Here is a 23,029-nt window from a genome sequence, read left to right as displayed (position 1 = left end):
CCGAAATGGCCCGCTTCTTTATCGACCGGCCCGTGTTTGCCTGGGTCATCTCGATCCTGATCATGGGTGTCGGCCTGCTGTCGATCTATACGCTGCCGGTGGCGCAATATCCCCAGATCGCGCCGCCTTCGGTGCAGATCAGCGCGCAGTATCCGGGTGCCTCGGCCGAGACGGTGGCCAATACGGTGACCCAGATCATCGAGCAGCAGATGACCGGGCTGGACGGGATGCGCTATATGTCGTCCTCCTCGACCTCGGCCGGGACGACCAGCATCACCTTGACCTTCGAGACCGGAATCGACCCGGACGTGGCGCAGGTGCAGGTTCAGAACAAGCTGGCACAGGCGACGCCGCTGCTGCCCGCGACGGTGCAGCGGCTGGGCGTACGCGTGCGCAAGGCTTCGTCCTCGTTCTTCATGGTGATCGCGCTGATTTCCGAAGACGGGCGGCTGGATCAGGCCGACCTGTCCGATTACCTGAATTCGAACCTGGTGGACGAATTCAGCCGGATCGAGGGCGTGGGGGGCGCGCAGGTGTTCGGGGCGCAATACGCGATGCGGATTTGGCTGGATCCGAACAAGCTGGCGGCCTTCGAGATGACCCCGTCGGACGTGGTGGCGGCCGTTTCGGCGCAGAACGCCCAGATTTCGGCTGGGTCGTTCGGCTCTCTCCCCTCGCCCGAGGGTCAGCAACTGAATGCGACGATCACCGCACAGTCGCTGCTGTCGACGCCCGAGGATTTCCGCAACATCGTGCTGCGGGCCGAGACCGATGGCGGGCTTGTTTTGCTCAAGGATGTGGCACGGGTCGAGATCGGCGCCGAGAATTATTCGACGATCGCCCGGTTCAACGGTCAGCCGGCGTCAGGGATGGCGCTGAACCTGGCATCCGGCGCCAACGCGCTTGACACGGCCGAGAGGGTGAAGGCGCGGATCGCGGAATATTCCGCCTTCTTTCCGGAGGGCGTGAATTATGTGATCCCTTATGACACCACGCCCTTTGTCGAGATCTCGATCCACGAGGTACAAAAGACCCTGTTCGAAGCGATCGGGCTGGTCTTTCTGGTGATGCTGCTGTTCCTGCAGAACATCCGCGCCACGTTGATCCCTACCCTGGCGGTGCCGGTTGTCATCCTGGGGACCTTCGGGATCCTCGCGATGGCGGGTTTCACGATCAATACGCTGACCATGCTGGCGATGGTGCTGGCCATCGGCCTGCTGGTGGATGACGCAATCGTCGTGGTCGAGAACGTCGAACGGATCATGGAAGAAGAGGGCCTGTCGCCCCGCGAGGCCACGCGCAAATCGATGGGTCAGATCACCGGCGCCCTGATCGGTATCGCGCTGGTGCTGTCGGCGGTGTTTGTGCCGATGGCGTTTTTCGGCGGCTCGACAGGGGTGATCTATCGCCAGTTCTCGATCACCATTGTCTCGGCAATGGGGCTTTCGGTGCTGGTGGCGCTAACGCTGACACCCGCGCTGTGCGCCAGTATCCTGAAGTCCCGACATGGCCATCACAGCCGGCGCGGCCCGCTGGGATGGTTCAACATCGGCTTTGACAAAGTAACCGGAGGTTATGGCGGCACGGTCGGCTATCTGATCCGGCGGCCGGTTCGGGTGCTGATCGTCTATGCCGCGATGGCCTATGGCATGGTCTTCCTGTTCAACAACACACCGACCGGCTTCCTGCCGTCGGAGGATCAGGGGATCCTGATGACGCTGATCCAGGGGCCGACCGGTGCGACCGCCGAGCGGACACTGGACGTGGTCAAGCAGGTCGAGACCCACTTCCGCCAGGGCGAGGCCGACAGCGTCGAATCGACCTTCGGTGTGGTCGGCTTCAGTTTTGCCGGACAGGGACAGAACATGGGTCTGGCCTTTGTGCGCATGAAGGACTGGAGCGAGCGCCCCTCGCCCGGTCAATCCGTGCAGGCTGTCGCGGGCCGCGCCTTCCCGGCTTTCATGGGCATCCGCGACGCGATGGTCTTTCCGATCGTGCCGCCTTCGGTGATTGAACTGGGCAACGTGTCGGGGTTTGACTTCTTCCTGCAGGCGCAGGCAGGACAGACCCACGAACAGCTTCTGGACGCGCGCAACCAGTTGCTGGGAATGGCGGCGCAAAGCTCGCTCATCGGCTCGGCCAGGCCTTCGGGACTGGAGGACGCGGCGCAATTCAAGCTGGACATCGATTGGCGCGCCGCGGGCGCCGTGGGGGTGACACCAGCGAATGTGGGTACCACCCTGAACATCGCCTGGGCCGGATCCTACGTGAACGATTTCAATGACAATGGACGCATCAAGCGGGTGTACGTCCAAGGCGAACCGGACAGCCGGGCGACGCCGTCCGACCTGCAGAAATGGCGGGTGCGCAACGCGACCGGCGATTTGGTGCCCTTCGCCAACTTCACCAGCGAAAGCTGGGAATACGGTCCGCAGGGCCTGACGCGTTATAACGGGATCCCGTCGATGCAGATTCAGGGCTCGCCTGCCCCTGGTGTGAGCACGGGGGAGGCCATCGCCGAGATCGAACGCCTGGTCCAGCAGTTGCCGCCGGGTTACAGCGTTGCTTGGACCGGGTTGTCGCTGGAAGAACTCGACTCGGGCGGATCGGCGCCGATGCTCTATGCATTGTCGCTGGCCGCGATCTTCCTCTGCCTTGCGGCGCTCTACGAAAGCTGGGCAATCCCCTTCTCGGTGATGCTGGCGATGCCGATCGGCGTGCTGGGGACTATGGGCACTGCCTATTGGTTCGGCTTCGAGAATGGCGTGTTCTTTCAGGTCGGGCTGCTGACCGTCATCGGTCTGACCGGCAAGAACGCGATCCTGATCGTCGAATTCGCGCGAGAGCGGTTCGAGGCGGGTGAGGATCTGTTCACCGCCGTCAAGTTTGCGGCGCGGCAGCGCTTCCGGCCGATCATCATGACGTCGCTGGCGTTTTCTCTGGGCGTGCTGCCGCTGGTTCTCTCTACCGGCGCAGGCGCAGGTGGGCGGACGGCAGTCGGTTATGCGGTGCTTGGAGGAACGATCACGGGGACCGTGCTTGGTGTGATCTTTGTGCCGCTGTTCTTCGTGGTTGTCGCGCGCATCTTCAACCGGAAGCGGGTGAAGCAGCAGGCTGGTGCGAAAGCCCCTGAATCGGTTTCCGCCTGAGCGGAGTTCCAGACCGATAGCGCTCCCGGTTCGGCCGGGAGCGTGTCTCGAGAAAAACTAATCCGGTTGCGACTTCGGTGCGTATCCGGGCTATGTTGACACTCGCCCTGGATATCCCGCAACGAAACCTCCGTGGTCCCGTGCCGCGTCAGGACGAAGGCAAGCCCGTGTCGCCGAAGACAACCAAAAGCTCTGAGCTATCGCAGCAGACCGCCTGGATGATGGCAGTCCGGGAGAAGCGAGATCGCGGGGCCTTCTCCGCGCTGTTCGATCATTTCGCGCCGCGTCTGAAAGGCTTCCTCATTCGGTCGGGCGCCAAGCCGGAACAGGCAGAAGAGATCGTTCAGGACGTGATGCTGGCGATCTGGCGGAAGGCGGCGACGTTCGACCCGCACCGGGCGCAGGTCTCTGCCTGGATTTATCAGATCGCCCGGAACCGGCAAATCGACATCGCGCGCAAGGAACGGCGTCCGGTGCCGGAGGAGTTGAAGGAAGAGGCCGGGACTGAGGCCGATGCAAACCAGATACTCGGCCTGGAGCAGGAAGCCTCTCGGTTAAAGCTCGCGCTGACGCGATTGTCGCCCGAACAGCGGGATATCGTCGAGCGGGCCTATCTGGGCGAGTTGTCGCATCAGGAGATCAGCGCCCAGACCGGGCTGCCTTTGGGAACCATCAAATCGCGAATCCGGCTTGGCCTAGAGCGATTGAGACACGAATTGAAGGACCTCAAGTGATGACCGCCATTACCCACCATGTCCCCGACGCGATGTTGGCGGCCTATGCGGCGGGCAGCCTGCCCCACGCCTTTTCGGTCGTCGTGGCGAGCCATGTGTCGCTGTGCGAAGAATGCCGGACTGCGCTGGAAGCGCACCAGGCTGTTGGCGGCGTGATCCTCGAAGAGACCGAGACCGTGCCGGTTTCGGCGTCGCTCAAGCGCGATTTGCTGTTGCGGCTTGATACCCAGGAAGAGCCAGCACGTGAGTTCAGGCGCGCGGGTGTCTTTCCGGGGCCCGTCGTGGCCGCGCTGAAGGGGCGCCCCCCGCGGTGGAAGGCGCTTGGCATGGGGGTGCGTCAGGATATCCTGATGCATGATGCGGAGGGATCTGTCCGTCTTCTTTATATCCCGCCGGGACAGGCGGTGCCGGATCACAGCCATAACGGACTGGAACTGACGCTGGTCCTGCAGGGGCGGTTCCGCGACGAGACCGGCGCCTTTGGTGTGGGAGATCTGGAAATCGCGGACAGTACGCTTGAGCATACCCCGGTCGCCGATGAGGGCGACGCCTGCATCTGTCTGGCGGCCACCGACGCGCCGCTGCGCTTCCGCTCGCTGGTGCCGCGCCTGCTGCAGCCGATCTTCCGGATATGAGCGGGCGCTTCACCGGCCGCGATAGACGAGCCAGTCGGGGAGAAGCTCGAGGGCGCGTATCGCCCAAGAGAAGGGCGCGGGAAAGTCGGTACGGAAGTGCCGGCTGCGCATGGCCTTCAGGACTCTGGCGGCGGCCTGCTCCGGCTCCATGAGCATGGGCATCTTGAAATCGTTCTTGTCCGTGAGTCGGGTCCGGATGAACCCGGGGTTCACGACACGGACGATGACGCCAGTGTCCTTGAGATCAAAGCGCATGGTCTCGGCGAGGCTGATCAGTGCCGATTTGCTTGCAGAATAGCCGATGGCCCCGGGCAGGCCGCGATATCCGGCAAGCGAGCCCACAAGAGTGATGTCGCCCCTGCCCCGCTGAATGAATTTTGGGACGACCTCCCCCAGAACGCGCAGCGCGCCGGTGAAATTCACGTCCAGCATTCGCAGCGCCGCGTCGGTGTTCCATTCGGTGGCGGCCATCGGATCATAAGTGCCGACGTTGTATATCAGGCCGTCGATCTCGCCCGTATTGGACGCTGCGGAGCGCACCGAGGCAATATCGGTCACGTCGAGCGGCAGAACCCGCGCAGAACCGATCTCGGATGCCAGTGCGTTCAGGCGGTCGGACGTGCGCGCGGAGAGGATCAGTTCGGCGCCTTCAGCAGCCAGTCGACCGGCGAGCGCTCGACCCAGGCCTTCGCTCGCACCCACCAGCCAGTATGTCTTGCCTGAAATTTCCGTCATGGGGCGCTGGACTCAGCCGGTTTTCCGCTGGAGACCAGCGTTTCGGGCGGCTGTGGCCGGCTCAGGTAAGGCGCGCCCTTCAGCCGAAGGATCGCCGCCTGCCAGAAGATAAGCGTCACCACACGCGCGGCCCCGAGCGGTCGTCGTAGTGCCGCCCAGAGGAGGGAGCCGCTGGTCGCCGTGCGTCGGTCGCCCCAGAGCGTGGCGGTGACGCCCTGATCGGCGTTCTCGTAGAATATGCGGATTGCCACTCGGTCATCCGTCAGCGCCACGTTGAAACGGTAGCACCCCTCGACCGTCTGGAAGGGCGAGACATGCATGAGCTTCTCCGCGGTCAGGGTATCGCCCTTCAGGATGGGGCGGAAATCCTCATGAGCGCAGAAATAGCAGTGGCGGTCGCCGAAGGTATTGTCGACCTCGGCCACGAAGGCGATCAACTCGCCCTCGACGAGGGCGAACCAGAAGCTGACCGGATTGAAGTGGAACCACAGGAAACTCGGTTGCGTCAGGAGCAGGAGTTGTGAGCCTTCTACTGGAACACCTTGCGCAGCCAGAACCTGCTTAAACCACATGAGGCCCCTGCCCGCGCCGCGTGCGCCGCCGTGGTGAATGTCGTTGAGCGACCAGAGGTTGAAGCGGTTGCGCGAGATTGGCCAGGGTCGGGTCGCCCCCATGTCGGTAAGCACGAAATCGACACCATAGGTAAAGGCGTTCTTGACCGCTCCGCGGCGGGCGTGTCGGGTCTTTGCTTGTATGTGGTCCAGCATGGTGACTCGGTTACGGGTGTGCGGGGCGTGCGGATCATTTTTCCTGGTAAAAGGGTGCCGGCAACACCCATCTCCGGCGTATTTTGATCCACTGCGACAAGGGCGGCGTATCTCCTTGAGGAAATTCAGGAAATGGTCCCCGCATGTTCGACAAGTTTCAGACTCGCAAGAAGATCGCCATCGTCGGAGGCGGCATTTCCGGGCTTTCGGCAGCTTATTACCTGTCGCCCGATCATGACGTCACGCTGTTCGAAGCAGCCCACCGACTGGGGGGCCATGCGCGCACCGTAATGGCCGGCCATCGGGGCGACCGGCCGGTCGACACAGGGTTCATCGTCTTCAATTATGCCACCTATCCGCATCTCACGCGGTTGTTCGCGGAACTGGACGTACCGGTCGCCAAAAGCGAAATGAGTTTTGGGGCGAGCATAGACAATGGCCGGCTGGAATATGGGGTCAAAAATCTTCAGGCACTGTTTGCGCAGAAGCGCAATCTGCTGCGCCCGAGCCACTACGGGATGATCGGAGACATCATACGGTTCGGCAACCTGGCCGAAGCCGCGGCGCAGGATGACGACAAGACCATCGGAGAACTCGTGGACCAGCTGAGGCTGGGACAGTCGTTCCGCGATCATTATCTTATGCCCATGTGTGGCGCGATCTGGTCGACGCCGGTGACCGAGGTGGATCGCTTTCCGGCCCGCACGCTGGTGCAGTTCTTTCGCAATCACGCGCTGCTCAAGACATCCGGGCAACACCAGTGGTGGACGGTCGACGGCGGCAGCATCGAATATGTCCGGCGGCTGGAAGCCGCGCTGCTGGCGCGAGCATGCACGATCCGCAAGGCGACGCCTGTGCGAAAAGTGCAGCGTGATGCGTATTCCGTGCGCCTGTCCTGCGACGGCGGACTGGAGGAGAGCTTTGACGAACTGATCCTGGCATGTCATTCCGATCAGGCTTTGGCGATCCTGGGCAAGGATACCTCGACCCGAGAGGCCACGGCGCTGGGGCGGATCCGTTATCAGCCCAATACGGCCGTGCTTCACTGCGACGCCCGCCAGATGCCGATCCGCCGGGCCTGCTGGTCGAGCTGGAGCTATCGTGCGCAGGATGGCGGCATCGGGATCACGTACTGGATGAACCGGCTGCAGAACATTCCCGAAACCGATCCGCTGTTCGTCACTCTGAACCCTTCGTCGGAAATCGCCCCCGACACGATCTACGATACAGTCGAATTTGCTCATCCGGTGTTCGACCGCGACGCGCTGAAGGCGCAGGGAGACGTCGCTGCGCTGCAGGGCCGCAACCGGACCTGGTTTGCCGGCGCCTGGAACCGCCACGGGTTTCACGAGGACGGAATCGATAGTGCGAAGCGCATCGTCGGAATGATCAACGACCCTGCACGTATCGAAGGCTGGGGCGCGCTGGGGGATGAGGACACGCTGCAGCTGAGAGCTGTATCGTGACGCCCGCACCCGGAATTTACAATGCTGACCCGGCGATGGCATCGGAGGACTGGTTGCAATGAAACTCGTTGTCGTTCTGCTTGCGCTGGCCCTGATCGCGGTTCTCGCGAAAAGCATGTTCTTCAGCTTTCGGGCGCAGCTCCCGGCGGATTACCGTTCTACCGGGCCCACCTTCGATCCTGGCAACCATCTTTCAGGCGATATCCTGTCAGAAGGAGTGATCTTTGGCCCCGACGGCAAACTCGCCAGCCGTTTCGTGGCGCGGATGCGCGGCGAGTGGAGCGGTGACAGCGGCACCTTGACCGAGGAATTCACCTATGCGACCGGCCGGACACAGAGCCGGAAGTGGGTCATGACCCGCACCGGCGAAACGACGTTGACTGCAATCGCCGACGATCTCGTGGGCGAAGCGCGCGGTGTCCTGTCCGGGGCGACCCTGAGGCTGGAGTATACCATTGTCCTGCCAGAGGATGCCGGCGGGCACAGGCTGGACGTGATCGACTGGCTGTATCTGATGGACAACGGCGTTATCATGAACAAGTCGGAAATGCGCAAATTCGGCGTGAAGGTCGCCGAACTGGTGGCAACGATGCGGCCGGCCGATAGCGAGGGGAGGGCGTCAGAATGACAAATCGCGGACTAGCCGTCGGCGTCGTGATCGCTTCGATCGCCTTTGCCCTGTCGCCACTTCTGACGCCGGGTTTTGCGGGGTATAGCCCCGAGCAATTTCCGGTCATGGTGACCTCTCCGCCGGTGCAGCCGGCGGGGTGGGCTTTTGGCATCTGGGGACTGATCTATCTCTGGCTGATAGCGGGCGCCCTCTGGGGGCTGCTGAAGGCGGCGGACGATCCGGATTGGCGCGCCATGCGGGCGCCCTTGATTGGCAGTCTGGCCATCGGCACGTTCTGGGTCGCGGTTGCCAATGTCTCGCCCGTCTGGGCGACGGCGATGATCGTCGTCATGGCGGTGCTGGCGGTTCTCGCGATGCACCGCGCCGGCACTTCGGCCACCCTCTGGCAGGTTCGTCCCGTTGCGCTCTATGCCGGGTGGCTGACCGCTGCGACCGGAGTCGGTACTGGCGTGGTGTTGGGCGGCTATGGCATCCTCTCGCCGCAGGTCTCGGCACTGGTGATGCTGGTCGCCGTGTTGATCGTGGCGCTGTTCGTGCAGGGCCTGCGGCCGCGCGAGTGGGCTTATCCGCTGGCGGTAATCTGGGCACTGACAGGCGTGATTGCGGCGAATCTACCACAGGACAACTGGCCCGTTATCGCGCTGTCAGCCCTCGGAATTCTGGCGCTGGCAGGGCGCTTTGCCCTGCTGCGCGCGCAGGCGGTGGCCTAGCGGCAGAGCAGTGCGCTTGTCAGGCTCCCGGGTCCGGTAAAGGCGGCGTGGTCGCGGGTTGTCAGGCGGTCTTCAGCGAGCGTCGTGACCAGAATGCGCCTGCGATCGGGGCTTAGGGTCACGATCTCGTTGCGCAGATCGCAGAAGCGAAGGCCCCCCGAAATCGTTTCCTCGCCGATGGCGTGGTTGGTGTGCCCCGGTGCCTGCGCCAGTTCGGTCAACGTGCCGTTCCTAAACCGCCAGACCCGCAGGATGCGGGCAAGATGCGGGCGGTCGACGTAGGCGATTTCGACGTTGCCGTCGCCGTCGAGATCATCAGCACCAAGCGGCGCGAGCCAGCGATGGGTCTGGCCGATATAGGGCGTCGCCGCGACCAGATGCGCACGGCGGTCGTAGATCGCCAGGCGGGCGCCGCGGCGGATATCGGTCTGCACCACGATGACCTCAGGCATACCGTCGTTGTCGATATCGACGATGCGCGGGGCAATATCCTCGAAGACCTCGCCGGGACCGAGCAGCGCTTCGGCGGGACAGGTGATGCGGTTGGAGTCAGGTAGGCGGACGTGGATCGTCAGCAGTTTCATATCGCCGAGGCTGCCGAGGATGTGGTGATCGTATTCCACGCTTTCCTGCGCGAAGCCCGCGTGAAACTCGAGCCGGGTCTTTTCAGGCGCCCAATTCTCGTGCGGGCCGTCCGAGCGCGGGTTGTAGAATTCGGCCTGCGCCGTGCGGCCCGGAAACCCGCCAGGCGGGAAGCGGGCCTCGCAGGCAGAAGTGCCGGAAGCGATTGCCGCCCAGGCGAGTGTAATGGCAACGAGGATGTGGCGGTGCGCCGGGCCCCGCCCCGCCATCAGATCTGCTTTTCGGGCATCTGCACGACAAGTCCGTCGAGTGCATCGGTGACGCGCAACTGGCAGGTCAGGCGCGAGCGTGCTGGATCGGGCTGCCACGCGAAATCGAGCATGTCTTCTTCCATGTCTTCCTTGGGCGGCAGTTTACCGGCCCAGGCAGGATCGACATAGACGTGGCAGGTCGAGCAGGCGCAGGCGCCGCCGCAATCGGCTTCGATGCCGGGAATGTTGTTGTCGCGCGCGCCTTCCATCACCGTCATGCCATTGGCAACCTCGACTTCGTGCCGGGTGCCGTTATGCTCGATATATGTGATCTTGGCCATGCGGCGGACTCCTTCCGATTCCTGCGGTAACTTCCTAGCCAAGCGTTCCGCCTGACGCCACCCAAATCTGTCATCCCATTGTACCGCTGGACAGATGCATAGATTGTTCTAATTTTGTTCTCATGACAGCCAGTCGCCTCCAGCCACCTTGGCCGCGCCCGCCGGCCGCCCTCCCCGCCAGCCGGCTTGCGGACCCGCCCGAGGGCGCACGCATCGCGGTGGCGGGGCTGGTGATCCTGCGTCAGCGGCCGGGGACCGCAAAGGGGGTCATCTTCATCACGCTGGAAGACGAGACGGGCGTGGTCAACGTGATCGTCTGGCGCAAGATGTACGAGCGCTTTCGCCGCGCGGTGATTGCCGGGCGGATGCTGCGCGTGATCGGACGGGTGCAGCGCGCATATGGGGTGGTGCATGTGATCGCGGAAGAGGTCGAGGATATTTCGGCCATGCTGGACCTGCTTCTGGTGGCCGGAAAGCAGGACTTGGCGCAGGAGGGTCCGGTGGGGTAGACTGGCGCAAACCGCCCGTCAGAGGCCATCGAGCATGAATCCTGTCCTTCGGCCCGCCCTTCTGGCGGCCTTATTCCTGAGCGCCTGCGCGGCGCGGGAGCCGGAAACCGTGTCCCAACTGGATCTGGTCGCGCCGGACGGCGCCTGCTGGAAGGATGAGCGCCTGCCGGACGGCACGCCCCGGCGCTATCAGGTGCCCTGCCCCGAGGTTCTGACGCCGGAGTTCATCGCATCGGTGCAGCGCGCGCTGGCTGCGCGCGGGCTGTATCATGGGCCGATCACCGGCAGTCAAAGCGAAGCCACGGACGAGGCGGTGCGGTCCTATCAGGCCACGCTGGGCATCTGGTCTTCTGCCCTCTCGGTGGAGGCCGCGCGCAAGCTGGGGCTGCTGCCGCAACCGGACAACGCCTGATCGCCTGCGCAAAATCCTTGTGCCACGGGACGTCTTTGCTAGTCTGGCCGAGCCTCAGGAGACGCGCCCATGCTCACCGATAAACTGCCCAAGTCCGGTTTTCTGAGCCAGGCTTCCGAAACGCTGCTCGACATGCTGACCTCGCTGGCCAACGAGGTGAAGCTGAACCAAGGTGACGTCCTGTTCGAACAGGGCGATGAGGCGCGTGAAATCTATGCGCTGATCGACGGGCTGCTGGAAGTCAGCGTGCTCTCGATGGACGGACGCAAGCTGGCGCTGAACATGCTGCGGCCGGGCGCGCTGTTCGGAGAGATCGCGCTGTTCGATCCGGGCGAGCGCACCGCGACGGTGACGGCGCTGGAGCCTTCGGTGTTGCGGCGGGTGCGATATGACGACGTGCTGGATCAGGTGCGGGAAGAACCCGAACTGGCGATCGACCTGATTCACCTGGCCGGCCAGCGGATGCGCTGGATGGACCGGCAGCTGAACGAACAGGTCTTCCTGCCGATGCCGACCCGTCTGGCGCGCAAGATCCTGTATCTGACCGAGCGCCCCGAAGGCGGGGCAAGCACGCTGGCGCTCAGTCAGTCGGAACTGGCGGAGTTCGTCGGCGCCACCCGGGAGGCAGTGTCCAAGACACTCTCGGGCTGGAAGAAACTGGGCGTTGTCGATTCCGCGCGCGGGGCGCTGATGGTCGTGGACCGGCCGGCCCTGCACGCCCTTGCAGATCCGGATCAGTTCTGACCGTCAATACCTCTCGAGTCTGAAGTACGTTTGGCAAGCGGGCCCAGCGTCCGCGCGGAAAACGATAGTTGTCACATTTTTTATCCATCAAAATCAAATATTTAAATCCAATCCCGGTGTTTTTTGACCTCTGTGAACCAGGTCACATACGCTGGCGTCCCCCGATGCGATTGTGAACGCATGAGGTCGCCCCGTCCCATCCCAACCAGAGCGGCCTCAACGAAAGAAGGAACCGCAAGTGACGCATCGCTCCTCCCCACGTTCATGCGGCGCGGTTCTGACACACCCTGATCGGCGCGGGCTGGCCCTTTCCCCGTCCCTGGCCACCCGCGCCGACAGGAACAGACCGGGAAACCGGCGGTAGAGTGAAGAGTAACAAGGCGTGTGACGTAATGAGTGTCTTGGTTCTGTAAAGAGTTCTCCGGCCATTTGCCGGGACCGGCCTGTAGCGGCCGAAGGAGTGCCTTGGTTTTCAGAAGGCCGTTTCAGCAAGCATTTCAAAACGAAAAAGGCCATGTGCGAGAGCACATGGCCTCATTCGTTTGCGGCTGGCTCCCGTTACTTTTATTCGAGCGAAAGCGCGACGAAGCGCGGTTCGCCGGCACGACGGATCAGAAGCAGGAGCGACTTGCGCCCGGCTTCGGAGGCCTCGGCGATGCGGGCATCGAGATCGGACAGTTTGGTTACCTTCTGCTGACCGGCTTCGGTGATCAGATCGCCCGCGCGCAAGCCCTTCTCGAAGGCTTCCGAGGTCTCATCGACAGCGGTGACCAGCAGTCCCTCGGCGTCATCGCTGAGGTTCAGTTCGCCGCGCTTGTCGTCGGTCAGCGGGCTGAGAGTGAGCCCCAAAACCGACTTTTCGGTCACGTCCGGTTTGTCCTCCGAGCCTTCGCTTTCGGCGCTTGTATCGCGTTCGGCATCCTCGCGGCGGCCCAGTGTCACACTGAGCGTCTGGGTCTTGCCATCGCGCCAGACAACGACGCGCACGGCCTTGCCGACCTGTGTGTTGCCAACCTGCCGGACCAAGGCACGGGTATCCGCAACCTCGACGCCGTCAAAGCTGGTAATGACGTCGCCCGAAAGCATACCGGCTTCCTTGGCAGGCCCATCGGGAACATCGGTGATCAGCGCGCCCGTGGCCTTTTCAAGACCCATCGCCTCGGCCACGTCATCAGTCACGTCCTGAATGCGCACACCGAGCCACCCGCGCCGGGTTTCGCCGAATTCCTTGAGCTGGCCCACAACCTTGGACACCACGTTGGACGCCATGGAGAAACCAATGCCAATGGAGCCGCCGTTGGGCGACAGGATCGCGGTGTTCACGCCGATGACCTGGCCATCCATGTTGAACAGCGGCCCGCCCGAGTTGCCCCGGTTGATGGCGGCATCGGTCTGGATGAAGTCGTCATAGGTGCCCGAGAGCGCACGATTGCGGGCCGAAACGATACCGACGCTGACCGAGAAACCCTGGCCCAGCGGGTTGCCCATCGCCATGACCCAATCGCCGACCCGGGCGGCATCGCTGTCACCGAAGCTGACGAAGGGCAGCGGGGCATCGGCCTCGACCTTGAGAAGAGCGATATCGGTGTTCTTGTCGGTGCCCACGACCTTGGCGGGGAATTTCTTGCCAGAGAAGAACTCGACCTCGATCTCGTCCGCGCCGTCGATGACGTGATTGTTGGTGACCACAAAGCCGTCTTCGGAGATCACGAACCCCGAGCCCAGCGCGGACGATCGGCGAGGGCGCGGTGCTTCGCCGTTGGGGTTGTTGCGGTTCTGGAAGTCGCGGAAGAAATCCTCGAAGGGCGATCCTTCGGGCACGATCCCCTGGGGCCCGGTGCGGCCTTCGACGACGGTCGAGGTGGTTATGTTGACGACCGAGGGGCTGATCTGTTCGGCCAGCGGGGCGAGACTGTCGGGGCGGGCCTGGGCCAGCGTGGCCTGCAGGAACAGGACAAGCAGCGCAAGAATGCCGAACCAGAAGACTCGCACTGGCGCGTCGCTTGCGGGTCTGAGGGTGCGGGTTCGCGAAATGGCCTTTGGCTGCACGTGTAATCTCCTCACTCGATGGGAGGCGACACCGCATGGCACGGGGCGCGGCGCCGCCGCATTGGCAACAATGTAGTCCCTTTGCCCGGCCCCGGAAAGTCCGTTACGGAGCTTCAAGCTTATGTGACCGACCGTGCCCTGACTTCAGCCGCCGATGGAGCGGGCGAGCCAAAGCAGGATCAGTCCCGTCACGACGGCCAGCGCGCCAAGTTGGCGGCGCGCTGGTTCGGGCAGGTCGCGCAGGGCCTGAAGCATCTTCTCGACGCTCGACGGTGCAAGCGCCCAGATCGCGCCTTCCACGATCAGCACAAGACCGAATGCGACAAGAACCTTGCCCAAGCGCGCGCCTTACCGGTTGACGCCGGCTGCGGCATCGGCTTCGGCGCCGCTGGGCGATTTCAGGTAGTTGAAGAATTCGGAGTTCGGCGAGATGACCATCGACGAATTGCTGCCCTTCAACGCCTTCACATAGGCATTCAGAGAGCGGTAGAATTCGAAGAACTCCGGATCCTTTCCGAAAGCCTCGGCAAAGACGGCGTTGCGCTGTGCGTCGGCCTCGCCACGGGTGATCTCGGCCTGCTTGCGCGCCTCGGACACAAGCTCCACCACGGTGCGGTCGGCCTGCGCGCGGACGCGCTGCGCGGCTTCCTCGCCGCGGGCGCGTTCGTCAGTCGCCTCGCGCTCGCGCTCGGCGCGCATCCGGTCGAAAGTTGCGGCAAGGTTTTGCTCGGGCAGGGCCGTCTGCTTGAGTCGGACATCCACCACTTCGAGACCCAGCGGCGCGGCCAGCACTTGGGTCGAGGCGGTGATCCGCGCCATCAACGCAGAGCGGTCGGACGAAAGTATGGTGTTGGACGTCACCCCTTCGGAACCCAGAACGGCGCGCACCTGCGCGTTCAGGATGTCCTGAAGCCGATCCTCGGCCACCACCAGCCCGCCCGTGCCCACAGCCTGCCGAAAGCGCACCACATCGGCGATGCGATAACGCGCGAAGGCGTCAACGACGAGGCGGCGGTCGTCCGAGGGCGTAACCTCGGTGGGCTGGGTGTCGAGCGACAGGATGCGGTCGTCGTAGCGGACAACTTCCTGGATCAGCGGAATCTTGAAGGCCAGGCCCGGGTCTTCCTTGACGCTCTTGATCTGGCCGAATTGCAGGACCAGCGCCTTTTCACGCTCGTCCACAATGAAGACCGAAGACAGCGCGGCGATGACAAGGACAACGATGACGGGAAGAATGAATGTCGATTTGCGCATCACTGGTTTTCCTTCTCGGGTGCGGATCGACGCAGCTCGTTCAGCGGCAGATAGGGCACTACGCCCTGACCGTTGCCGGCGCCTTCATCGAGAATGATCTTGTCAAGATTTCCGAAAACTTCCTCCATCGTCTCGATATAGAGACGCTTGCGTGTCACGTCAGGCGCCTTGAGGTATTCTTCGAGCACGGCAGAGAAGCGGCTTGCCTCGCCTTCGGCCTCGTTGACGACCTGGGCGCGATATCCTTCGGCCTCTTCCAGCACCTGCGCGGCTTCACCGCGGGCACCGGCAAGAACGCGGTTCGCATAGGCGTCGGCCTGCCGTTCGAGGCGGTCGCGCTCCTGCTCGGCCGCCTGCACATCGCGGAAGGCGTCGATCACCGAACCGGGCGGGTCAGCCTTGTCGAGGTTGACACGCACCACGTTCACGCCCGAGTTATAGCTGTCGAGCGTGGTCTGGATCAGCATCTGAACGTCGTCTGCAATGCTTTTGCGGTCGCGGTTCAGGATGGGCGCCAGTTCGGACTTGGCGATGACCTCGCGCATGGCCGACTCGCTGACGGAGCGGATGGTTTCCTTGGCCTCGGCGAGATTGAACAGGTATTTGGCGGGATCGGTGATGTTCCAGACCACCTGGAAGTCGATGTCGACGATGTTCTCGTCGGTGGTCAGCATCAACCCGTCATCATCGCGGCCCCCGGAACGGCCGACTCCGATCTGTTCGGTCTGTTCGCGCGTGACCGGGATCACCTCGGCGGTGACCAGCGGCCAGGGCGCGAAGTTCAGACCCGGCTCGCCGATGCCCGAGAACTTGCCCAGGAACAGTTCGACCGATTTCTCTTCGGGCTTGACCGTATAGAAGCTGGCGAGCCCCCAGACCACCACGGCGGCGATCACACCAAGACCGACGGTGCCACGGGTGAACATCGGCCCGCCCGGCCGGCGCGGGCCGTTGGCGCCGCCACCGTTGCCGCCGCGTCCGCCCATCAGGACGCGCAGCTGCTCCTGGCCCTTGCGGACGAGATCGTCGATTTCGGGAATTCCCTGCCCTTCCGGGCGGCGCCCGCCCCCGTTGTTGCGATCGTCCCCGCCGCCGTTGCCCCGGTTGCCTCCGCCGCCGGAAGAGCCTCCGCCCCCCCAGGGGCCGCCACTGTTGCCCGCCATGCCGTGTGTTTCTCCTCTTGCAGCCGCGGCGCGCCGCGGCAATCACTTATACCCGGATTGGTTGTCGCGTCCAATCAGACGCTGCGCACCGCCGTTCGCATCGTCACGATTTCCTCCGATATCGTGGGATGCACCGCAACGGTGCGATCGAAATCTTCCTTTGTCGCGCCCATCTTGATCGCGATGCCGGCCATCTGGATCAACTCGCCCGCGTTGGGTGCGACGATATGACAGCCAAGAACGCGGCGCGTTTCCTTGCTGACGATAAGTTTCATCAGCACCCGATCCTCCGAACCGATAAACGCGGTCTGCATCGGTCGAAAGGTGGTCGAATAGATTTCCGCCGGTTCGCTCAACTGTTCCTCGGTGATACCGATGGTGCCCAGTTCGGGCTGGGTATAGACCGCGCTGGGGATCAGGTCGTGATCGACCGGCGTCGGCCTGCCACGGAACACGGTGTCGACAAAGGCCATACCTTCGCGGATCGCCACCGGGGTCAGGTTGACGCGATCCGTCACATCGCCGATCGCATAGATGGACGGAACGGCGGTCTGGCTGTAGTCGTCGACCGCGATGGCGCCGCCCGGTTTCAACTCGACACCCAGTTCGACGAGCCCCAGACCCGCAGTATTGGGCGCGCGTCCGGTCGCGAACAGCACCTTGCCAAAAGTCCGGGTATCGCCGTTGGTATCCGTGACCCTGACTGCGTCGCCATCCTGCTCGATCCCGGTGACGTTGATGTTCACCTGCAGATCGACGCCTTTGCGGCGCATCTCGTGCGCCAGAAGGTTGCGTGCCTCGTCATCAAAGCCACGCAGAATCTGATCGCCGCGGTAGAACTGCGTCACCTTCACGCCCATCCCGGCGAGAATGCAGGCGAACTCGCAGGCGATGAAGCCACCGCCGACAATCAGCATCGTCTCGGGCAGGCTGTCCAAATGGAAGATGTCGTTCGAGGTGATCGCCAGTTCCTTGCCGTCGATGTCGGGCAGGGTCGGATGGCCGCCAGTTGCGACAAGAATATGCTTGGCCGTCCTGGTGTCGCCATTCGCAAATCGCACTGTATGCGCGTCGACCAGTGTGGCGCGGGTGTCGAAGGTCTCGACCCCGGCAGTGTTCAGAAGACGTCGGTAGATGCCTTCAAGCCGGTCCAGCTCTGCATCAAGCCGGGTGCGGAACGCGGTCCAGTCGAAGGTGCCTTGCGGAATGTTCCAGCCGTATCCTGCCGCGTTGGCCGAGAGGTGCGAGAACTCAGAGGCAAAGACCATCAACTTTTTGGGCACACACCCGCGAATGACGCAGGTCCCGCCATAGCGGTCTTCCTCTGCCAGTGCGACTTTTGCGCCGGTTTCCCCCGCAGCCACCCGCGCGGCCCGGACCCCGCCCGAGCCGCCGCCAATCACGAAAAGATCATAGTCGAAAGTCATCCGTCGCCTGTCCCAGACATCCGCTCCGCCGGTTTATTTCACAAGCGCCGGTTCATGACCATAGAACTTGGGCATTGCGGCGCTTCCTTCCAAGGGGGATGGATCACATTTGGGTCAGGTCGCATGCGCCTTTGGGTCGCTGTGCGCCGCCCTTGTCCCGTAGCGCCGGCGCCCCCGCCTTCTCTGGTTCAAAAATACCTCCGCCGGAGGCCTCGCGCCGAAGGCGCGACCATCGCGGCCGCCACGGTTGCAGCGCCAGGCAGAGGTTCAGTCGGCGAGATCGCTGAACAGGTTGTCCGTCTCGGTGAAATCGAGGCGTTCGTGCGCGATGGTGCCCTTGTTGATATCGCGCATCTCGACGCGGCCATCCCCGAAACCGATGCAGACCATGTCGCAGATATCGATGAACAGCCCGTTTTCCACCACGCCGGGCATCTGGTTGATCACCAGGGCCAGCTGGCGCGGATTGCCGATGCGGTTGAGGTGCAGATCGAGGATATAGTTGCCCTCATCCGTCACGAAGGGACTTGCGCCGTTCATGCGCAGCGAGGTGTTGCGGCCGAGCACATCCAGCGAAATCAGTGTTTCTTCAACCAGCGCCTGCGTCGTCTGCCAGCCGAAGGGGATAACTTCGATCGGCAGGGGGAAGGCGCCCAGCGTCTCGACCTCCTTGCCGGCGTCGGCGATCACCACCATCATGTCCGAGGCTGCGGCGACGATCTTTTCCTGCAAAAGGGCGCCGCCGCCGCCCTTGATCAGGTTCAGATCGCCATCGAATTCATCGGCGCCGTCGATGGTGATGTCGAGCCAGCGCGCTTCGTCCAGACCGATGACGTTGAGACCGACATCGCGCGCCAGGGCGGCGGTGCGGGTAGAGGTCGGGACGCCGCGGATCCGCAGGCCCTCGTCGCGTACCTTCTCGCCAAGGCACCGCACCAGCCAGGCAGCGGTGGAGCCGGTGCCGAGACCGACGCGCATTCCGTCCTCGACCAGTTCGGCCGCGCGACGGGCGGCCGCGTACTTTGCCTTGTCGATGGGTGAAAGCGTTCCGCGCATCGGGCCGACTCCGGTTTGTTTGGCGGGCTTATAAGAGAGATGGCGCGACGGGGCGAGCGAGAATTGGACGCGCTCCCCGGTCTTTGTCGTCTTGGTCGGCACAATCGGCGGCGCGACGCAGACGCTGGGTGCCCGCTGGCGCGCGGAAGCGCAAATCTCCGCCGAATGTCGGTTTTGGCCTCGCGAGGACTAAGTTATGCGCTATCCAAGCGTCCATGCGCCCGTTCTACCGCCTGCACTATGCCCCCGACAACGCCTCGCTGGTCATCCGCCTGTTTTTGGAGGACCGTCAACTGTCCTATGAAACGGCGCTGGTCGACCGGACCCGGACGGGTCACAAGGCGCCGGACTATCTGCGGCTTAACCCGAACGGGTTGATCCCGGTCCTTGAAACGCCCGAAGGCGCAATCTTCGAGACGGCGGCAATCCTGCTGTGGCTGCACGATCGGCATGGCTTCGCCCCAGAACCCGCCGATGCCGCAAGGGGCGACTATCTCAAATGGCTGTTCTTTGCGTCCAACACCCTGCATGCCGATTTGCGCGTCACCTTCTATCCAGCCAGCTATATCGGCGAGGATCCGGGCGCGCAGGCTCTGCTGGTATCGCAGATGCAGAATCGCCTGGCGCGGCATCTGGCGACTCTCGACGCAGTGGCGGGTGCCCGACCTGCCTGGTTTGACGCAGCGTCGCCTTCGGGACTGTGCTGGTACATCGCCTGTCTGATGCGCTGGATGGCGCTCTACCCGCGCACCTTTGACCGCAGCTGGTTCCAACTGGAGGATACGCGGAACCTTTCGGCTCTCCTGGGCGGGCTGGAAGGCCGCCCGGCCACGCGGGCCGCAGCTGCTGCCGAAGGGCTCGGGCCGCGGCCCTTTACTGCCCCGCAACTTGCTTCTCCTCCGGAAGGATCGGCCACCTGATGTTTCTCTCTGTCTTCGATATGTTCAAGGTCGGCATCGGTCCCTCGTCGAGCCACACGATGGGGCCGATGGTGGCCGCCGCGCGGTTTCTCCAGCAGATGCGCGCCGCGCCCTTCACCTTTGCCGGAGTCAGGGCCAGCCTGCACGGCTCGCTGGCCTTCACCGGGGTAGGCCATGCCACCGACCGGGCGACAATACTGGGCCTCGCCGGTTTCGAGCCGGCGAGCTATGACGCCGACAAGGCTGCTGCCGCGCTGGAAGACATCGCCGCGAGGAAGAGGGTCACACCGGAGGGCCTGCCGGAACTGCGCTTCGACCCGTCCCGGGATCTGGTCTTTGACTATGACCGCACCCTGCCCGGCCATGCCAATGGCATGATCCTGATGGCGACCGACGCACAGGGCGACGTTATCCTCAGCCAGGTCTATTACTCCATCGGCGGTGGCTTCGTGATGACAGAGGAGGAACTGGCGGCCGGCAAGGCGACCGATGAGGGCGCGCCCGTGCCCTACCCGTTCAAGAGCGCCTCTGAAATGCTGGACATGGCTCGCCGCTCGGGCAAGTCGATCGGAGCGATGAAACGTGCGAACGAGATTGCCCGCAATGGCGAGGCAAACCTGCGGGCGGGGACGGCGCGGATCTGGCAGGTGATGAGCGATTGCATCGACCGGGGCCTGTCGACCGAGGGCACCCTGCCCGGCGGCCTGTACGTCAAGCGGCGGGCGAAGGCGATCCACGACGCTCTGGTGGCGGAGCGCGGACTGAATCTCACACCGCCGCATGTGATCAACGACTGGATGAGCGCTTATGCAATGGCAGTGAACGAAGAGAACGCCGCCGGCGGTCAGGTGGTCACCGCGCCGACCAACGGGGCCGCGGGGGTGGTGCCGGCAGTGCTGCGATATTACCTCGATCACGTGCCCGGAGCGTCGAGCGCGCATGTGGAAGACTTCCTGCTGACCGCAGCCGCAATTGGCGGACTGGTGAAATACAACGCCTCCATCAGCGGGGCCGAGGCCGGATGCCAGGCGGAGGTCGGCAGCGCCAGCGCAATGGCGGCCGCCGGGCTGTGCGCCGTGATGGGTGGCACACCGGCGCAGGTGGAGAATGCCGCCGAGATTGCGCTGGAGCATCACCTGGGCATGACCTGCGACCCGGTGAAAGGCCTGGTGCAGGTGCCCTGTATCGAACGCAACGGACTGGGCGCGATCAAGGCGGTGAGCGCGGCCTCGCTGGCGCTGCGGGGCGACGGCACGCATCTGGTCCCGCTGGACGCCTGTATCGAGACGATGCGCCAGACCGGGGCGGACATGAGCGAGAAATACAAGGAAACCTCGCTGGGCGGTCTGGCGGTCAACGTGCCGAATTGCTGAGGGTCAGATCGGGCTGAACCCCAGCGCCTCGCGGAAACGGTTCTTGATGTAGGGGCCGTCGCGGGGCGGCAGCACGCGGGGCGGGTTGTCGGCGCGAATCTTGATGGTGGCGAGCGTCAGCGCGTCGCGGGCGGCGACATGGGTGCGCAGGGTTTCAACCTGATCCATCGTGGTGACGCGCAGGGTGCGGGGAAAGGTGCAGGCCTCGGCCACGCGGTCGAGTTCGATGCCGCGGGCGGAGTGGCTTTCCTGCATGCCCGTCTCGCCGAAATGGCCGTTGTCGAGCACCGCGATGGTCAAGTTGCGCGGGGCCTTGACAGCGATGGTCGCCAGCGCGCCAAAGCCCATCAGCGCCTCGCCATCGCCGGTGATGACCAGAACGGACTTGTCGGTCTGGGTCATCGCCAGCCCGAGGCCGACGGTCATGGCCGAGCCCATCGCGGCCCAGAGATAGTAGTTCATCGCGTGATCCCCTGCCGCCATCACGTCGTAGGAGGCAGAGCCGAGACCGGTCACCACCAGCAGGTCCTTGCGCCCCTCCAGCAGGGCCGCCACCGCCGCGCGGCGGTCCAGAGCAGTCACTTCACCCATTTCTTCTCTCCGATCAGTCGCTGGCCCAAGAGCAGCGCGCAGGCCTGGTCGCCGTTGAAGGCCATGCCCGCGGCGCCGTTCAGCAGCGGCACCACGTCCTGGGCGCTGTCCGCGCGCCAGGTCAGCACGCCCATGCTGCGCAGGACGGATTCGGTCGCCTGCCCCATCGGGTTCTGCCAGGGATTGAACTCGGCCCAGTCGCCGCGCATCGTGACGACCATCAGGAGCGGGATGCGGGCCATCTGGTTCAGGGCCAGCGTGTTGATGCAGTTGCCGACACCGGACGACTGGATCAGCAGCGCGCCGCGCTGGCCGCCCAGGTGGACACCGGCGAGATAGCCGATGCCCTCTTCTTCGGTGGTCAGGACCACCGCAGTCATGTCGGTGTCGGCCTCGGCCAACTTGATCGCCGCCGCATGGCCGGCGTCGGGGACATAGGCGATGTGGCGCACGTCGTGGCTTTTCAGGACGCTGTAAATATCGTCCTTCCATGTGGTATCGGCCATCGCTCAGACCCGGTGGCGCGAGTTGTGCGGCAGGCGCGGCGGGGTCAGGCCATTGGCGTCGCAGGCGGCGTCGAGCATACCCGAAAAGTCGGTGGCGCCGAAGCCGCGGGCGCGGGCCTGCGAGAAGGCCTCGCGCGCCGCCGCCGCCATCGGCATCGGCACCCTGGCGGCGTTGGCGGACTCCACCACCAGCGTCAGATCCTTGTGGGCGAGGTCGATGGTGAAGCCCGGCTTGGTGTCGCCGATCAGGCACTTCGAGGCCCAGTTGACCTTGAGTTGGCCGTTGGTCGCGGTGGTGCCGTGCAGGACGTCCAGCGTGTTCTCGAGGTCCAGCCCCAGGCCCTGCGCCAGTGTCAGCGCCTCGGCGTTCAGCTGGCAGAGCGAGACGGCGAGGAAGTTGTTGACGATCTTGGTCCGCGTGCCCGTGCCGCAATCGCCGCAGTGATAGATGGTTGTCCCCAAAGCCTCCATCGCCGGTTTCACGCGCTGGAAGTCGGCGTCGGAGGCCCCGACCATGAAAAGCGACTTTCCCTCGTCGGCGTGGCTGGCAAGCCGCCCGACCGGAGCGTCGACAAAGCCCAGCCCTTTCGCTTTGCAGGCGCGGGCGGCAGAGTCCGTGGTATCGGGCGAAACCGTACTCATGTCCATGACCAGTGCACCTGGCCGCGCGGCCGAGAGGATGCCGTCCGGGCCTTCGATCACCTGGGTGACGATGGCGGAGTTCGGCAACATGGTGATGATGATGTCGGCCTGCGCCGCCACATCGGCCACGCTGGCGCCCCGGTCGGCGCCGAGGTCGACGAGGCTGTCCACCGCCGCGCCGTTGATGTCGTGCACGATCAGGGAGAACCCCTTCTTCACCATGTTCGACGCCATCGGCAGCCCCATGCGGCCCAGGCCGATGAATCCGATCTTTTCCATTTCGTCCTCCCCTTGTCCCCGACCGATCCGGCCAGGCGTATTTCCTCACCTTCACACCTTAACCATCGCTCGGCGCGGCTTACCAGATGCGACCGCCGAACCG

Annotated in this window: 24 protein-coding genes; 11 read left to right on the top strand and 13 right to left on the bottom strand. The window is 63.9% G+C overall.

What is annotated here, in order from left to right; all coding sequences use genetic code 11:
* Positions 1–5: 5 nt before the first annotated feature.
* From ACFO5X_RS15515 to ACFO5X_RS15505, 3 genes are all read left to right on the top strand, one after another.
* Entirely contained in the window at positions 6–3,149 is a 3,144-nt protein-coding gene (locus tag ACFO5X_RS15515) for an efflux RND transporter permease subunit (protein WP_380718491.1), read from the top strand.
* 92 nt (positions 3,150–3,241) lie between these two features.
* Complete coding sequence (locus ACFO5X_RS15510) at positions 3,242–3,883, top strand: sigma-70 family RNA polymerase sigma factor (protein ID WP_380718488.1); 642 nt, start codon at positions 3,242–3,244, stop codon at positions 3,881–3,883.
* Positions 3,883–4,518 (top strand): ChrR family anti-sigma-E factor, encoded by a 636-nt coding sequence (locus tag ACFO5X_RS15505; RefSeq protein WP_380718486.1) that lies wholly within the window; start codon positions 3,883–3,885, stop codon positions 4,516–4,518. The genes ACFO5X_RS15510 and ACFO5X_RS15505 overlap by 1 nt, the downstream gene beginning before the upstream one ends.
* Before the next feature lie 9 nt (positions 4,519–4,527).
* Here the strand turns inward: ACFO5X_RS15505 and ACFO5X_RS15500 are convergent, their stop codons facing one another.
* Positions 4,528–5,253, bottom strand: a complete 726-nt coding sequence (locus ACFO5X_RS15500; RefSeq protein ID WP_380718484.1) for an SDR family NAD(P)-dependent oxidoreductase — start codon at positions 5,251–5,253, stop codon at positions 4,528–4,530.
* Positions 5,250–6,020: a DUF1365 domain-containing protein gene (locus ACFO5X_RS15495; protein WP_380718481.1), complete on the bottom strand. Its 771-nt coding sequence runs from the start codon at positions 6,018–6,020 to the stop codon at positions 5,250–5,252. The genes ACFO5X_RS15500 and ACFO5X_RS15495 overlap by 4 nt, the downstream gene beginning before the upstream one ends.
* A gap of 143 nt (positions 6,021–6,163) precedes the next feature.
* Between ACFO5X_RS15495 and ACFO5X_RS15490 the strand changes: the two genes are divergently transcribed.
* The 3 genes from ACFO5X_RS15490 to ACFO5X_RS15480 are packed head-to-tail and all read left to right on the top strand — an operon-like array spanning position 6,164 to position 8,827.
* Positions 6,164–7,486: an NAD(P)/FAD-dependent oxidoreductase gene (locus tag ACFO5X_RS15490; RefSeq protein WP_380718479.1), complete on the top strand. Its 1,323-nt coding sequence runs from the start codon at positions 6,164–6,166 to the stop codon at positions 7,484–7,486.
* A gap of 58 nt (positions 7,487–7,544) precedes the next feature.
* Complete coding sequence (locus ACFO5X_RS15485; RefSeq protein WP_380718477.1) at positions 7,545–8,114, top strand: DUF3833 family protein; 570 nt, start codon at positions 7,545–7,547, stop codon at positions 8,112–8,114.
* Positions 8,111–8,827 (top strand): hypothetical protein, encoded by a 717-nt coding sequence (locus tag ACFO5X_RS15480; protein WP_380718475.1) that lies wholly within the window; start codon positions 8,111–8,113, stop codon positions 8,825–8,827. The genes ACFO5X_RS15485 and ACFO5X_RS15480 overlap by 4 nt, the downstream gene beginning before the upstream one ends.
* On the opposite strand, the gene ACFO5X_RS15475 is transcribed toward ACFO5X_RS15480, so the two are convergent.
* Entirely contained in the window at positions 8,824–9,678 is an 855-nt protein-coding gene (locus tag ACFO5X_RS15475; protein WP_380718473.1) for an FG-GAP repeat domain-containing protein, read from the bottom strand. The two genes, ACFO5X_RS15480 and ACFO5X_RS15475, sit on opposite strands and share 4 nt — an antisense overlap.
* Positions 9,678–10,001, bottom strand: coding sequence for a 2Fe-2S iron-sulfur cluster-binding protein (locus tag ACFO5X_RS15470; RefSeq protein WP_380718471.1), 324 nt, complete (start codon positions 9,999–10,001; stop codon positions 9,678–9,680). The genes ACFO5X_RS15475 and ACFO5X_RS15470 overlap by 1 nt, the downstream gene beginning before the upstream one ends.
* Before the next feature lie 122 nt (positions 10,002–10,123).
* On the opposite strand from ACFO5X_RS15470, the gene ACFO5X_RS15465 reads away from it, so the two are divergent.
* From ACFO5X_RS15465 to ACFO5X_RS15455, 3 genes are all read left to right on the top strand, one after another.
* Complete coding sequence (locus ACFO5X_RS15465) at positions 10,124–10,510, top strand: OB-fold nucleic acid binding domain-containing protein (protein ID WP_380718469.1); 387 nt, start codon at positions 10,124–10,126, stop codon at positions 10,508–10,510.
* A gap of 109 nt (positions 10,511–10,619) precedes the next feature.
* Entirely contained in the window at positions 10,620–10,922 is a 303-nt protein-coding gene (locus tag ACFO5X_RS15460; RefSeq protein WP_380718467.1) for a peptidoglycan-binding protein, read from the top strand.
* A 69-nt stretch (positions 10,923–10,991) separates the two neighbouring features.
* Positions 10,992–11,666: a Crp/Fnr family transcriptional regulator gene (locus tag ACFO5X_RS15455; RefSeq protein ID WP_380718465.1), complete on the top strand. Its 675-nt coding sequence runs from the start codon at positions 10,992–10,994 to the stop codon at positions 11,664–11,666.
* A gap of 564 nt (positions 11,667–12,230) precedes the next feature.
* On the opposite strand, the gene ACFO5X_RS15450 is transcribed toward ACFO5X_RS15455, so the two are convergent.
* The 6 genes from ACFO5X_RS15450 to rpiA all read right to left on the bottom strand — a co-directional run bounded on the left by ACFO5X_RS15450 (position 12,231) and on the right by rpiA (position 18,615).
* Positions 12,231–13,715 carry a DegQ family serine endoprotease gene (locus ACFO5X_RS15450; protein WP_380718463.1) on the bottom strand — a complete coding sequence of 495 codons (1,485 nt, stop codon included), beginning with the start codon at positions 13,713–13,715 and terminating at the stop codon, positions 12,231–12,233.
* 144 nt (positions 13,716–13,859) lie between these two features.
* Entirely contained in the window at positions 13,860–14,054 is a 195-nt protein-coding gene (locus ACFO5X_RS15445) for a DUF2065 domain-containing protein (protein WP_380718461.1), read from the bottom strand.
* Between the two features lie 9 nt (positions 14,055–14,063).
* The gene (gene hflC / locus ACFO5X_RS15440; protein ID WP_380718459.1) at positions 14,064–14,969 is read right to left on the bottom strand and encodes a protease modulator HflC; all 906 of its coding nucleotides are present in this window, start codon (positions 14,967–14,969) and stop codon (positions 14,064–14,066) included.
* Positions 14,969–16,132 (bottom strand): FtsH protease activity modulator HflK, encoded by a 1,164-nt coding sequence (gene hflK, locus ACFO5X_RS15435; RefSeq protein ID WP_380718457.1) that lies wholly within the window; start codon positions 16,130–16,132, stop codon positions 14,969–14,971. The genes hflC and hflK overlap by 1 nt, the downstream gene beginning before the upstream one ends.
* Before the next feature lie 74 nt (positions 16,133–16,206).
* Complete coding sequence (gor, locus tag ACFO5X_RS15430; protein WP_380718455.1) at positions 16,207–17,559, bottom strand: glutathione-disulfide reductase; 1,353 nt, start codon at positions 17,557–17,559, stop codon at positions 16,207–16,209.
* Between the two features lie 267 nt (positions 17,560–17,826).
* Complete coding sequence (gene rpiA, locus ACFO5X_RS15425; RefSeq protein WP_380718453.1) at positions 17,827–18,615, bottom strand: ribose-5-phosphate isomerase RpiA; 789 nt, start codon at positions 18,613–18,615, stop codon at positions 17,827–17,829.
* A gap of 215 nt (positions 18,616–18,830) precedes the next feature.
* Here rpiA and ACFO5X_RS15420 point away from each other — a divergent pair, with 215 nt between their 5' ends.
* On the top strand, positions 18,831–19,535 hold the full coding sequence (locus tag ACFO5X_RS15420) for a glutathione S-transferase family protein (protein WP_380718451.1): 705 nt from the start codon (positions 18,831–18,833) through the stop codon (positions 19,533–19,535).
* Positions 19,535–20,908 (top strand): L-serine ammonia-lyase, encoded by a 1,374-nt coding sequence (locus ACFO5X_RS15415; RefSeq protein WP_380718449.1) that lies wholly within the window; start codon positions 19,535–19,537, stop codon positions 20,906–20,908. The genes ACFO5X_RS15420 and ACFO5X_RS15415 overlap by 1 nt, the downstream gene beginning before the upstream one ends.
* Positions 20,909–20,911: 3 nt before the next feature.
* Here ACFO5X_RS15415 and ACFO5X_RS15410 read toward each other — a convergent pair whose 3' ends face one another.
* The 3 genes from ACFO5X_RS15410 to ACFO5X_RS15400 are packed head-to-tail and all read right to left on the bottom strand — an operon-like array spanning position 20,912 to position 22,926.
* The gene (locus ACFO5X_RS15410) at positions 20,912–21,499 is read right to left on the bottom strand and encodes a thiamine pyrophosphate-dependent enzyme (RefSeq protein ID WP_380718448.1); all 588 of its coding nucleotides are present in this window, start codon (positions 21,497–21,499) and stop codon (positions 20,912–20,914) included.
* Positions 21,487–22,005, bottom strand: coding sequence for a thiamine pyrophosphate-binding protein (locus tag ACFO5X_RS15405; RefSeq protein WP_380718446.1), 519 nt, complete (start codon positions 22,003–22,005; stop codon positions 21,487–21,489). Before ACFO5X_RS15405 ends, ACFO5X_RS15410 begins: the two co-directional genes overlap by 13 nt.
* A 3-nt stretch (positions 22,006–22,008) precedes the next feature.
* Positions 22,009–22,926 carry an NAD(P)-dependent oxidoreductase gene (locus ACFO5X_RS15400; RefSeq protein WP_380718444.1) on the bottom strand — a complete coding sequence of 306 codons (918 nt, stop codon included), beginning with the start codon at positions 22,924–22,926 and terminating at the stop codon, positions 22,009–22,011.
* Positions 22,927–23,029: the final 103 nt, after the last annotated feature.

It is taken from the genome of Seohaeicola nanhaiensis, from assembly GCF_042654245.1.
GTDB classification, from domain to species: Bacteria; Pseudomonadota; Alphaproteobacteria; order Rhodobacterales; family Rhodobacteraceae; genus Seohaeicola_A; species Seohaeicola_A nanhaiensis.
This window is presented reverse-complemented; position numbering and strand designations above follow the sequence as displayed.